The sequence below is a fragment of the Phytoactinopolyspora mesophila genome, assembly GCF_010122465.1.
Taxonomy (GTDB): domain Bacteria; phylum Actinomycetota; class Actinomycetes; order Jiangellales; family Jiangellaceae; genus Phytoactinopolyspora; species Phytoactinopolyspora mesophila.
In genome coordinates this window covers 36,770-49,672 of record NZ_WLZY01000016.1, presented here as the reverse complement: position 1 = coordinate 49,672, position 12,903 = coordinate 36,770, and the positions used below count along the sequence as shown (strand labels likewise).

Sequence of the window (12,903 nt, the reverse complement as noted above, 5' to 3'; positions counted from 1 at the left end):
GGGAACAGAAGGTTTGCAGGCCGGTCCTGTTCCCGCGCCGGTCTTATAGGGAGGCAGCGTCCGTGACGCTCATGACAGGCTCGGACTCGGAAACGACGGCGGCCAAGGAGGCCGCGATGTCCGCCGCCACGAGACGTTCAGCCAGCGTCACCGGGTCAACGCGGACGGGGCCGATCAGAGCAACCAGCGTCGCCACGGCCGATGCCCAGCAGGCTACCGCCGGAACATAGCCACGCTCCCGCCACCGCGCGAACGATGCCCAATCTCCGTGGCGCACCTTCCTGAGCTCAGCGCGCACACGTGCGAGTTCGTCGTGCGTGGCCAACACACTCCACGCAGCCGTGACCACGTCCGGGCGGGGTTCACCGGCTCGCTCTGGTGTCGCCATCAGGCGGCATCCTTCGCAGCCTGATCCTTACCGGCAGGTCCCGTTGCCATCTTCCCGCCGGACGGCTTGCGCAGACCCGACGCCCGCAACGAGAACGCCTGACGAGGACGCGCGCCGTTTGTGTCTACGTAAGGTGTCACGGTCATGTCGGTGAACTCCACCGGCCTGAACGGCAAACTCGCAACTGTTTCCGGCGGAACCGGCTGCACGTCCGCGATCACCTTGACCGTGACCTCACGCTGCCCTTTACGAGCGTCTGGATCGGCGTCCATCACCGGCACCTGCCATACGGGAAGACCCGACGTCTTATCCCGCTTCTGCACCCGGTTCTCCTTGGTCGATGAGTCGAAATCCACTTCCGGCACCACCTCACCGATCACGTACGCCCCATGGGGAAACACTGCCCCGAAATCCACTGGGATCGGACCGTTGATCGCCATTGCTGACCTCCTGTTTCGATGGTGGAACTTGAATACAAAGTACTGACTCAGTCAGTACTTGTCAAGGGTCGTTTGCTCTCATTGACCAATGACTCTTCAATTCGTCGTCTGCTTCATGTGACGAGTGTCAAACAGGCAGAATGGTCGATGACAGAGGACTCGGGAGGACTCCAGGGGACTCAGGAACACGCGTTAGCTACATGGGACCGGTGAGCTGACTGTGATGGACGGAACGGCGATTAACCCGCTGGCTGCGCAACGTGGCTGGTCACGCGCCCGTCTGATTCACGAGCTTCGGAAGGCCGGACGGGACCGGAAGGCTTCGTTACCGAGCGACGAGAGTCTGACGCGCATGATCCGCGAATGGGCAAACGGCAGACGAGGGCTCTCCGAGATGTACGCGGAGTTGTTCACAGCAGTGTTCGGCGTACCGTTCACAGCCAGCTCGCCGGTCGGCTCTGATCAACTCGGCGACGACGATGCTCCCGCTACTCAGAACGGAGCCGCTGAACTGGCGGACCGCCTGAAGGCGTCGGTTGTCGTTGATGGACAGCTCATCGAGTTGTTCGAGAGCCAAACTCAATCTCTCCGATTGCTAGACCGCCAGCTCGGCGCCGCTCGCCTCCTTGCGCAGACGGAAGCTCATATCGTGCAGATGACCGAACTGCTGCGGTACTCCCTGCCGGGCGGACACCGCTCCGCTCTGGGGGCCGCGATCGCCGAGGCCGCAGCGCTTGCGGGTTGGCAGGCTCTCGATCTGGGAGACCCGGCCGGGGCATGGAGACATCATGAGACCGCCAAAGCTGCGGCATACGAGTCCGGCAATGTTGTCATCCTTGCCCACGTAACCGCCCAGCAGGCATACGCACTACTTGACGCCGAACAACACGAGCACGCCCTGCCGCTCGTTACCCAGGCGTTAACCGCCGCGCGAGGTAAGGTGCCCAACTTGCTGTGGTCGTGGCTTTCAGCCGTCCAGGCAGAGGCCGCTGCTGCTCGCGGCGAGGAACAGCAAACCCGGCAGGCGATCGACCGCGCGGCCGACGTGCTGCCATCTGATCCGGTCGATCCGGAACTGCCGTTCGTCGTGCTTGACGAGGTTCATTTGATGCGCTGGCGCGGTCATTGCCTCGCTCGGCTCGGCTCCGCCGAAGCCGTCCATGATCTGAGGAGCGCGCTGGCTGATCTCGATCCCTCGTTCACACGCGCTGCTGCAGCCTTGCATTGCGACCTCGCCCTGACTCACTCGGTACGTGGAGACCACCAGGAGGCCAGGGCTGAAGCTCAGACGGCCGAACAGTTGGCGGCACGCACCGGTTCAGCAAGGCAGCACCGCCGGATCACAACCTTGATAGCTAGCGGGAACACCCATCGGTGCCCTTGATCGCCAGCACGTGAAGCAACGCGACCAGGGTCCCGGAGTTCTTCACTTCGCCCACACGGATGAGTTCCGGGATCTGCTGCAGCCGAACCCATTCCATCCTTTGCATCTCTGTGGTCTCCGTGGGCGCACCAGTAGGCTCGCCGTGACGGGCAAGGAAGACATGGTGAGGGCACGTCACTGTGCCGATCATTGGTTCGAACGTCACAAGATGTTCTAATGTGCGCGCCTGGTATCCCGTCTCTTCCTCAAGCTCTCGCGCAGCAGTCTGCGAGGGAGACTCGCCTTCGTCCACCAGGCCGCCAGGCAGCTCCCAGTTCCAAACGTCGGAGATGAACCGGTGCCGCCACAGCATAAGAGCATGTTCTTGGGCGTCGTCCAGGAGCACGACCATGGCCGCAGATGGCAGCCACACCTTGTGATGCTCGAAGCGCTCACCATCCGGCAGCTCAACATCTACCAGACCGAGGCGCACCCACTTGCTCTCGTACAGGGTCCGCTCACCATGCGTGATCCACCGGGTACTTGTCTCACCTTGCTGTGCGTCCACGCCCCGACAGTACCCAACACCACCGACTATTCAGACTCGCCGGCCGAACTCCGATCATGCACCGGCCGACCCCCGACACCTGGACGCGGCCTCGATCCGTGCCATTCCACGATCCGCGAAGGACGCCACATGTGTGTCCGCCCGACAGTCAGATCTGGTTCGGGCATCTGGCCCCGTTGCCGGTACGAACTCACCGTGCCAACTCGGACGCCGAGATAGGCTGCCACGTCAGAAGTGGTCCACCACTCCGCGTCAAGATCCGGCGTCGTCACCCCGCCATTCTCCACCATCAGACCCGAGACGACCGCCGGTGAGGCATCGCGCTAGCCGTCACGCTCCAACTCCGTGCGAAGCTCAATGCTCGGACAGCCAAGAAACACGGCATCGTGAGCGACTAGCGGGATCTGCCAACGCATCGCGGTAGCAGCGATCCATAGATCACCCAAGTGCTCTTTCTGATGCAGAGGGTGGCCAAGACGGCGGCATTCTGCCCGCAACCTGGCATACGACCACACCGTCTCGTCATCAACAGGCAGCGGCCGACTACGGCGGATTAGGCGTTCAAGCTGTTCAAGGCGCTTGTCACCCCATCCAGCGACTACCGCTCCATACCGAGCTTCGGCGACAGTCTGCTGAGCAACTGCAAGCCGATTCCCATAGACATGCCTGCCATACAGCTTGACGAGGGGCGACCGTGGTCTTAGCCAGGCAGTGAAGACATTCGTATCGAGGAGTACGGTTGCGGCCATCACTCGTGGATCGCTCGAATAAACACATCCCACTCGTCATCAGTGAGGTCAGCGATCTCGAACGATTCATCTTCCCGGAGAGGCTCAGCACCAGCCATCACCTCGTCCAGATCAGGCTTACCCCAGAACGAGGCGCTAGCCTCGTCAAGCGCATCAGGCGCGACTGCTGGTTCAGACATCGCGATCACCTCCTCACCGTGCCTCAAGACTAACCGACATTCGCTCTTAGTTGCAGGTACCGCGAGCGCATCGGTCAGGCGGCAACCCTCTGTCCCCCACGACGACGCCCACGGCTCAACAACGCCGGAGCATCAACGGGCGTGGTTGCCGAGTTGACCTCTACTAGATCAAGATCAGCTAGCTGCCCTGGTCTGCGCGTGTGGGGACGCTGCCCTTCGGGCATGCGGCCTGGCGGCCGGTCCCTCCGGGGCAGCGTCCCCACACGCGCAGACCAGAACACATACCACGCCAGCAACCGCCCGCACACAGGCCCGTCGTCCCTCTCACGCGGCAGACTTGCTAAGTCTCAGTATCACTTCGGTCCTCATCCGCCGCGATAGCTGATCACTCGCGTTGATCCGAGGTGGCGGCAGATACCGGCGGTTGGCAGGCAGCTCGCGCTCCGACCGATCGACAAGCCGTAAGCCGTGCCGCTCAGCCGCGCGCGCGGTAAGCGTTGCGTTGTCAACGAACTGAGACCTAATGGTGGAATTTCCAACCACGAAGACAGCATCTGAGCCATGCTTCAGCACTCGACTTGCCTCAGCCATCATGCGATCCAAGTCGAAGAAATACCGTACTAGCATCCGACCAAGTTGGCGGTCATACTCATCAATCGACAACTCTCTTATTATATCGCGCAACTCAGCTTCAATCGACTCCTCACTTAAACCACGCTCGGCCCCAATGCTCGAAGACCGCACTGCGCGCAAATCGCCAACCCGATAGCCCAACCAAACCAATGCTAGCCGATGCCCTCGCAGGTAATCTATTGCATTCAGATAAGGCGGTGAAGTAACAATCATGCCGGCGGAATTGTCCGGCAGCCCTTTTAGATCTCTTGCATCACCAAGACTTACACTCGCAGCACCCGATGTCGACGAAACGGCGAGTATACGCCCTACATTTCGGGCAGCAAGCTTGAAGCCCGATATCACATCGTAGTCGTTGGTAGTTCGCGTACGATGAGGCCTGCTATGGGAGACGTCACTCGCGAGCGAGGCGCCCCGATCTTTAGTGATGATCGTACGACTCAGTGCCAGCCTCAGCGCATTATGTTCAGCCGAGTCATCAAGTTCCCACAAAACAGCAGCAATCTTTCGAAGATCATGCTGCTGAGTCTTCCCGAACCAGAAGTCTACAAATTCAGCCGTCTCGTGATCGAAGTCGATCCAGGGCAAGTCCGGAACCGATATTGTATTAGCCCTCGCTATGACCGACGCGGCGCATCCTTCAAGGTCATCTGGAGCTGCTGTCGTCCACACACGGCTCATAAGCACAGCAAGCGGGTCTAGATCGAAACCGATCGCTTGTTTCCCCGCCTGAAGCGCGGCCTTAAGCACCATGCCAGAACCGCACATTGGATCGAGTATCGGCTCACCATCGGCCCGGGATACGCTGGAAAGGGCGAGTTCCGGCGCCATTCGCGCGGGAAATGGGTGTGGCGCACGCACCCTAGGGCCCCTCGCCAGTTCGGGCCGTCAGACCAAGTTCCTTCTGAGACCGCCTGTCGAGCTCCGCCAGAATCTGATCAGCTGTATGACCCATACGAACATCGTTGTTGGCTTCGTTCACTTCTATCCAACGCGATCCTACGATTGTCTGGACGGCACGAAGAGCAGCAGCTAAACGTTCCACCTCGTATGCCTTCAATGTCTGATCTTGAGCTCGAACAGCGATAATATTCGGCCTGCTCAAGGGGTCATCCTTTTCCCTCTCAAGTCCATGTAGCAGCCGCCGAAGTGGGACAGGGGGCTGCTCAGTGCTCAGCTCAGCTTCCAAGCTATCCAAAAACTCGGTTACTTCAGCAAACGTTAACGCTTCCACAAAGAACTTGCGTATCTGTATGAGCGTTACGCCGAATTGATAATGCAGTTCCACAAGTCTCTTTAGTTGCGCTGTTGTCATCACCGTCATAGGTCGATCCCCTCGACCTTGAGAAGTGCGGCGATTAACCGCCGATTCAGGATCATCTTGACCTTGAAAAGCTTTACCGATGATAAACCCGTGATCAGCATCCTCACTGAGCTTAAAGTCCCAAAGGGCCCCGAAGTCTAAGTGCCCTACAGAGATGCTTGAGCTCGCAGTCGTTTTAGCATCGTAAACAACTCGGAAATCCTCAACCTGACGATCACCGAATCCAAGGCGAGCATCCAGAACGCCATCCGGCCCACCTCGGTTTCCACCACGACGATCATATCGGAATCCCAATGTAATGAATGCTTCACCCACAGCGCGTTCAAGGGCATCCTTGTCCTGATCGGCAATTGACAAGTGCCGCAGTACTGTAGCCGGGTCTGGCCCTTGGTCACCAGCAATTTGTCGCAGCGCACGGTCCCGGAGCGAGAAAAGCTCTAGAGAAATGATCGGGTCGATGCCCGCCTCTCGAATCAAGGCATCAGTGATTATCTCCGAAGTGGCGAAGAGAGTTGCCGGTGTCATATTCTTCGAATGACTAATAACCTTCGCAACAAAGGGATGCTCCTCGTTCACGATAAGCTTTCGGTCAGCCGCGTTATATTCCGCCAGACGATCATAAGGCCCAACATTCTGAAATTCAAGTTCGTCAAAAGGCCCTTTAGCTAGCTCTTTCTCGAACTCTGTCAGCCAGGATTCGCGCTGATGCTCTGGGATATCGGTGGGCGATGTAATGTAATGAGACGGCTGTTTGCTCGCAGTGAGTGACTGACGTACAGCTTCGATTAGCGGCTCCGCTAACACGCTCGCCGAGGCGTCCTGAAGCAAGAGCTTTATATCTAGCCCGACTAGCTCCTGCCTCTTTTGCTTTTCGTAGTACGCCCGACAAGCATTGAATTTCGCGCGCAGATACTCCTTCAAAAGGTAGATAGGCTCAGATTCACGTACACCTTCGCGGGACGACAACAAGAATTCCCTCAGGCCATCTACATTGACCTCGAATACAAATCTCGACCAGGCTGCGTGGTTCAACGCCTCGATGCCGAATAATTCATCTTCTAAGTTGATGACCCGTCCACGGACACGGACAAAGAACCCATGACTTCGGCCATACTGCAACGATTTCCCTCTAGAGAGAGGAGTCTCATAAAGTTTTGCTGTCCCCTGCACCTCCCCCTCGATGCCCGGGATCTGCACGCCAGTTTCCGTAATCGTAAATTCGAGCTTTTCGGCTTGCTCGTCTTCTTTGCCGCCTACTGGAAGTGCTAGAAGCAGATTCCCTTCCTCCTTGGCAGACTCTAGGGCGGCGCCATCAAGAAAGATCGTGAAATCACTCACCAAAGGCAATCCGGTCCGAAGCACCCAACTCAGGACGCCAGGACGAAATTTTGAAAACAGATCCTTAAAATCAGTGAGTGCCGCGGCGGTCCAGCTCTCAGACGACTCGTCTCCGAACAACAACTGCCACGCAGCGCCGTCACGGTTTTCAATTTCCGCGAGTAGCGATTGTGCACGCTCTTCGTTCACTTCCTGTAGCGGAACTGTCACCGGCGGTGCGGCAGGGTCGTTCTGCCGACGCCCTCGCACTTGCCTGAAGTCCATCGTGGCGAGGTAGTAACGGCCATCCTTCTTGCTAATATGCGTAAGCCTCCATGCCAGGACGTACGCTGCAAGCTTACCGATGCCGAATTGGCCGATAGGGCTTCTGCCTGAGAGTGCCGGCTGATCATTCTTCGACGACTCAGCTACTAACCAAAGTTGTTTGAATCCGCTGGCATCCATACCGGTGCCATCATCAATCACCCAAAGCGAATCCTGAAGTTCCGGCGAATCGCTACCAGATCGAGGAATGAGAACATGAACATTCCTTGCGCCTGCATCATAACTGTTGGATACGAGCTCTTCTATCGCCTTATGTGGACTTTGGTATAGACCTTCGGAAAAGAGTCTAATTATCTCAAAGCTTATCTGAACTGGTAACTCTTCGGACGAACCGGAGTCGTCCAATAGTTCACGTTCAAGCGCGCTGCCGGGTGACTCCTTACTCTCACTCATAACCTCGCCTAACCTCGCTGTGGCCATAGCTGATCATAGCCGGACGTCAAGTGGGCGGCGGCCCGCACGGCCAAGTCTCGTTATCTAGCCAGTGTGGTGCTGCGCAGCCGGCGTATGGCTGCTGGCCTCAACCGCCAGAGTCCGGACGCTGACGGGATACGACCTGGCGGGGGCACTTGGAAGTTTGTGTCTCTAGGTTACGACCCGACTGTCACAGAACTTTGGTCTGCTGTGCTGAACCGGGCGCGCAGCCACGTTCCCCTCATCACGGCCATTCTGCGGCCTCCACTACGTACGTCAAGGGCGCTCGCAGGCTCGCGTCACTTCGTGATGATCTCCGATCACCCTTGACCTACTCCGCTTCGGCCTACGGATGGCGGCTATGAGGGGAACGCCTCAGAATGGGCACGAGGACCACAACCGAAGTTCCGATGTCACTCCACCCACACGTTGGTAGTTGACCACGCACGTGCTCGCGGACACGAGGAGGGGCGAGACTCGGCGTCCATCTCGTGCCATGCATACCACCGCCATTCAGGCACGACGCGAATCCACGAGCCACTTTCGTCAATGGTCACCTCAGACGCCGCCCGGTAGTCGTACACGGGACCGTCTGGCGTCATAAGAATAATCCGGCAGCCCTCCACTGACGGCACGTCCAACACATGCCGTGGCGGACGAGGATTCGGCGGAGGGCCATACGACCGCCGCCGCATCTCTACCGATTCACCGTCCTCAACCACGGGACTAGTATCTCCTGTTGACTCTCGCATCACGGATCAACGCCCCGAGCTGACAGCCATCCCTCTGGATCAACCGGTGCCCCGCCGCCCGGCCTGACCTCGAAATGGAGATGTGGACCTGTGGTGTTACCAGTCATTCCAACCTCCCCGATCACTTGCCCAGCACCTACCATCTGACCAGGGCTGACGCTGATCAACCCACCACCGCCAAGAGACTGATCAACCAGGTGGGCGTACCAGGTCTCGGTACCGTCGTCGTGGCGCAGTTTGACGAGGAAGCCGTAGGCGCCCGCGTCGGCGGCGGAAACAACCTCCGCAGCAGCAACAGCCCTGACAAAGGTGTGCATCTCTGCGGCAAAATCTAGGCCGGTGTGGCATGTCTGCCAAAGCTCGCCACAGTCACCGAATCGAGCCGTAAGCCGATATCGTCCTCGCTCAATCGGTAACACGACCTCGCCCAGCTCATCACTTCCTGCACTATCTCCATAAACACTGACGTGAATGTGATCGAGGTGCAGACTCGTCGGATCTGTTGCACCACTGGGATGCTCGTAGTCACGCCATTGATTGCCAGAGTCTTCGATGCTCCATACGTGGGAGTCCCAGATGATATACCTAACGCCTAACGCCCGAGAATTCGATTGCAGCCATTCGGCGACTTCCCACCCAAATTCGCGACCGTCGTCTTTGTCCCAATCAGGAATCATGGCATCGACAGCGCGACCTGTCGGGTGATCACTGTCAGGATTCTCTGGGCGATTCCCCACACCGTGATATTCCTGAATCGTTGGGTATCGATCGACGAGGCAGCGCAACACCCTCAATGCGTCGGGTGTAAGCCCACGTTCAACCTCACGCTCGGTCGCCGGGCACGTCATTGCCTCCCCGGTACCGCACTGATCTCCACCAAGCCCCGTCAGCTCGACGACAATTGCCCTTGCCAACGGTTCCCACCGCGCATACGCATCCGGGAAGGCGCTGCGCTGAACCGCTTGTGCTGCCTGCGTGACTGTCATCGCCTCCCACCCGGCAATGTCCTGCAGTCCAGGGGGTTCGGCCCGGTCCGCGGGAGCGCGCCAATGTGGACTGGTTGCGCCACCGTAGAACGCCTCCGACGCGAAGACGGGATCTAGAATCTCCGACGGCGCACCCCAGCCCGAGGAAGGCCGCTGTTGGAAGAGGCCGAGTGAGTCCCTGTCGCCGTGTTCCAGATTCTTTAGGGAGGACTCTTGCAGCGCTGTGGCAACAGCAATAACCCAACCATATTCAGGAACATCCACCTTCATTCCGACATCAACGATTGTTTTGGCATTGACGAGTTGCTCAGAACTGAGATCGCCGATCTCGACTGACATAACTTCAGGAAAGTCGCACTCGGATCCAGGTGGAGGTGCAGTGTTTCCTGGACCCGACGACGCCGCGACAATCGCAATGAGCACGAATATTGGCACGCCAATGACCAGCAACGGCAGCACTGAAGCTATTGCCACCACAAAAAACACCGAGCGCCAATTCCGGCGACTCATCATCAGCCGCAATGCGGCCTTTGCAACGATCGGATGCATGCAATCAGTTCACCGTGTGAATATTCGTGGCACGCCATCCGCCGTTGCCGTCGTCAACCATCACGACCTCCACAACGCTGTCATCGGTCAATTCGATGTGAAAGGCAACTTGATAAGTACCCGACGCCACCGACTCAGGCTCCCCAGCTCTGGACGCGTCAGGCAAACGCCCGAGGTCAATATCAGCGAGGGCACGTAACAACGGCGGAGCCGTGACGGGTTCGAGCGCGCGAGTACGCTCGACCGAATCCCCTACCAGTAACCACGCATCCACGAATGTCGAGGCTGCCACCGCCGCATCAAGCACGGTCGACGAGTCAGCCTCGTGCTCATGTTGTCCATGACCAGCGTCGCCCCGCCCCTGAGACGACGCGGTTGGCATCGACGTTTCCAAATCGGATTCATCTACTTCGCCCGGCTCCGACACGCCATCTACTTCGACCTCTTCGACTTGCGATGACTCCGGCACAGCGGTCGTCTCGTTCCGGCCATTGCCACCTCCCACTAACGCGGCGACCACAAGAGTCATCATGAACATGATCGCAACTACCGCCACGCCGACCAGCCAAAGTTGGCGTCCGCTCCGCTCTCTTTCCTTCTCCGTACCGATCTCCACCGCACCGTCAGTGAATCGAGACCGTTGGCCACGCATCTGTTCCTACACCTGCTCCCGCTTGTAGATCACATAGACTTGCTGGCCGTTCTCGTCGATAACTGGATCCGCCACGTCCAATTCGGCCGGCTCGGCAACGGTGTCATTGCCCCGCCTGTACACCGGTTCGACTACCTCGCCCTTAATCACATGTGAGGAGCGTCGACCAGTTGAATCTGTTGCGGCATCCTCCGCCCGGTCGGCGGCACCTGCATTGGCCGATGATGGCTGAGCGTCAGCCAACGATCGTGAACCGCCCGACGAGACGGCAATCTGTCGCGCCAGTGGCTGATCAGGTCTTGTTTCTCCTACTGCCCATTGATCCGGCCGACCGACTTCGCCAGAACCGACGTTGGGCACCGGCCTGACTGGCATCGGCTCGTTCCGCTCCAACGTCACCCGAACCGGAACCTCTTGTGGTGTTGGCTCTTGGTTGCCGCCCTTGAAATCTTGGCCGCCTTCCCCCGGACGTATCGCGGCCTGGTGGACGCCGGGGGCGCCTTCAGGTCGCTGTGGGGGCGTGTGGGCACCTCCCTGAGGCTCATGCGGGCCGGGACCAATGGGCGGCATAGGTTGCTCTGGGTGGCTCCGATCATCGGCTCTTGCTGGTTCCAGCTCCAAGCGCACGTTCGATGCGCCCGCATTGTCGGGAATTGGATCAAGCACGTCGCTCTCTGCCCGTTGCCTGCGCCGAGGTCGTTCCTCGCTGGGCTGGTCATCATCAGCGGAGTCGGCGACCTCGTTATCGTTCCGCGCTTCCTCCACACCTTGACGAGTCGCACGGCGAACGCTTCGGTAGCTCCCCATTCGACGCGCTAAGGCCATCATGTAACTGCGGTTCGGATCTAGACCGGGCGTCATAGTCTTCAAAGATCTAAGTGGCCGCAAAATCATCATCAACGCGATGGTCAGAACAATCAGTATGAATATTTGCCACACCACATTCATATCTGAACGAAGTAGAGCGCCGCCAACGACCAGATACAATCCCGCACCGAATGCGAACTTCACCACATTCCAAATTGCGGCTGTCACAATATCCCAGAGCCTTGATAGTACGGCCCGAGCCGGCGGGTACGCTCCTAAGATTCCGGCGATAGGGAATCCGATGATAAATCCCCGCACTACCATCATGGCTAGCAGCAGAAAAGCCATGGCGACCAAGTAGAAGAACGCGGCAGCGAATGAGTATACCGTTTGGATGGCCGCCGTTCCTATGCGGTCCGTCGATTCCTTGCCCCTGAGATAGTCATATGCACCTGGGTAATCTTCCTGAATCTCAGCGGCCAACTCCGCATACCGTTCCATCTTGGCCGATGCGATCGCACCAACAGCTAGTTCCCGAACGAGGTCATCCTCGTCTCCGACCTTATCTTCGATGAGCCGAATCAATGCCACTTCGGTCCACGTATAGTGCTGCGTCCAGAACAACTCAGGCCCGTAGCGCTGTGCCGCAACCGACGTGTCCGATCCGAGCTGGCCGCGAAGCCAAGCGGGATAATAGATGTTCCGGGCGACGTCTTCCTCAAGGCGCTCTTCGGAGAAGGTGGTAGTAACCGCTTGAACGCCCTCGGAGATCGCCGCATCCGCCGCCCCAAGCGCGCGCAAAGGCCACGACAGAAAGTATACAGATGCAACGAGGACCACGACCAGAACCAAGGCCGCCGTACTCGTATCAGAGAACTCGGCACGGCGAGATCGTGTGACCAGGTAGATTCCCACCATTATTATCGTTATGGGAAACCACACGGTCCATATTTGATCCAGTACAGACGCTTGCGTGACGGATATCGTCGAGTTCAAAAACGACAGCGGCGAATCGAATATCACGTCACTGACTGCCTGCGACGCCGCGCCTGCCAGCAGGCCCATATCAAATATGAAATTGGCGATACCCGTGAACGCGATAGCTGCCGGGTCTCTCAAGGCATTAGGGCCACAACCGAGATCGTACGTACCCCAGTGGTAACCATACCCGTACGTATCAACAAGGCTAACGTCATCCTCGGTGAACGGATCAGGCTGATTCTCGACCGCAGTCCAAGCATCGTCCAAGTCGCCAATTGACGACACATCTACGTCCACCGGATCAACGAACCAGCCCGGCATGCCGCTATCGGGAGATTTCGGCGCGGGTGGATCTCCCTCGCATATCGACCATGCCGAAGGGAGAAAGCCAAAGAACGATATGCCAACCATGATCGCGACGAGAACGGCGCGGTGGAACGCGACACGTAAACTCAC

General features: G+C 58.4%; 11 protein-coding genes. 1 reads left to right on the top strand and 10 read right to left on the bottom strand.

What is annotated here, in order from left to right:
* Positions 1–43 precede the first annotated feature (43 nt).
* Positions 44–388, bottom strand: a complete 345-nt coding sequence (locus tag F7O44_RS28295; protein WP_162453692.1) for a hypothetical protein — start codon at positions 386–388, stop codon at positions 44–46.
* On the bottom strand, positions 388–828 hold the full coding sequence (locus F7O44_RS28290) for a plasmid replication, integration and excision activator (RefSeq protein WP_162453691.1): 441 nt from the start codon (positions 826–828) through the stop codon (positions 388–390). Before F7O44_RS28290 ends, F7O44_RS28295 begins: the two co-directional genes overlap by 1 nt.
* Positions 829–1,180: 352 nt before the next feature.
* On the opposite strand from F7O44_RS28290, the gene F7O44_RS28285 reads away from it, so the two are divergent.
* Positions 1,181–2,212: an NsdA family TPR-like regulatory protein gene (locus F7O44_RS28285; RefSeq protein ID WP_162453690.1), complete on the top strand. Its 1,032-nt coding sequence runs from the start codon at positions 1,181–1,183 to the stop codon at positions 2,210–2,212.
* On the opposite strand, the gene F7O44_RS28280 is transcribed toward F7O44_RS28285, so the two are convergent.
* The 8 genes from F7O44_RS28280 to F7O44_RS28245 all read right to left on the bottom strand — a co-directional run bounded on the left by F7O44_RS28280 (position 2,184) and on the right by F7O44_RS28245 (position 12,903).
* Positions 2,184–2,759: an NUDIX domain-containing protein gene (locus F7O44_RS28280; protein WP_162453689.1), complete on the bottom strand. Its 576-nt coding sequence runs from the start codon at positions 2,757–2,759 to the stop codon at positions 2,184–2,186. The two genes, F7O44_RS28285 and F7O44_RS28280, sit on opposite strands and share 29 nt — an antisense overlap.
* Before the next feature lie 323 nt (positions 2,760–3,082).
* Positions 3,083–3,508 (bottom strand): PIN domain-containing protein, encoded by a 426-nt coding sequence (locus F7O44_RS32390; RefSeq protein ID WP_162453688.1) that lies wholly within the window; start codon positions 3,506–3,508, stop codon positions 3,083–3,085.
* On the bottom strand, positions 3,508–3,687 hold the full coding sequence (locus tag F7O44_RS28270) for a hypothetical protein (RefSeq protein WP_162453687.1): 180 nt from the start codon (positions 3,685–3,687) through the stop codon (positions 3,508–3,510). The genes F7O44_RS32390 and F7O44_RS28270 overlap by 1 nt, the downstream gene beginning before the upstream one ends.
* A 324-nt stretch (positions 3,688–4,011) precedes the next feature.
* The gene (locus F7O44_RS28265) at positions 4,012–5,151 is read right to left on the bottom strand and encodes a class I SAM-dependent methyltransferase (RefSeq protein WP_162453686.1); all 1,140 of its coding nucleotides are present in this window, start codon (positions 5,149–5,151) and stop codon (positions 4,012–4,014) included.
* A 31-nt stretch (positions 5,152–5,182) separates the two neighbouring features.
* Positions 5,183–7,699 carry an ATP-binding protein gene (locus F7O44_RS28260; protein ID WP_162453685.1) on the bottom strand — a complete coding sequence of 839 codons (2,517 nt, stop codon included), beginning with the start codon at positions 7,697–7,699 and terminating at the stop codon, positions 5,183–5,185.
* 772 nt (positions 7,700–8,471) lie between these two features.
* Positions 8,472–10,007 carry a M23 family metallopeptidase gene (locus tag F7O44_RS31425; RefSeq protein ID WP_162453684.1) on the bottom strand — a complete coding sequence of 512 codons (1,536 nt, stop codon included), beginning with the start codon at positions 10,005–10,007 and terminating at the stop codon, positions 8,472–8,474.
* Positions 10,008–10,011: 4 nt separating this feature from the next.
* Complete coding sequence (locus F7O44_RS28250) at positions 10,012–10,623, bottom strand: hypothetical protein (protein ID WP_162453683.1); 612 nt, start codon at positions 10,621–10,623, stop codon at positions 10,012–10,014.
* Between the two features lie 42 nt (positions 10,624–10,665).
* Positions 10,666–12,903, bottom strand: a complete 2,238-nt coding sequence (locus F7O44_RS28245) for an MFS transporter (RefSeq protein WP_162453682.1) — start codon at positions 12,901–12,903, stop codon at positions 10,666–10,668.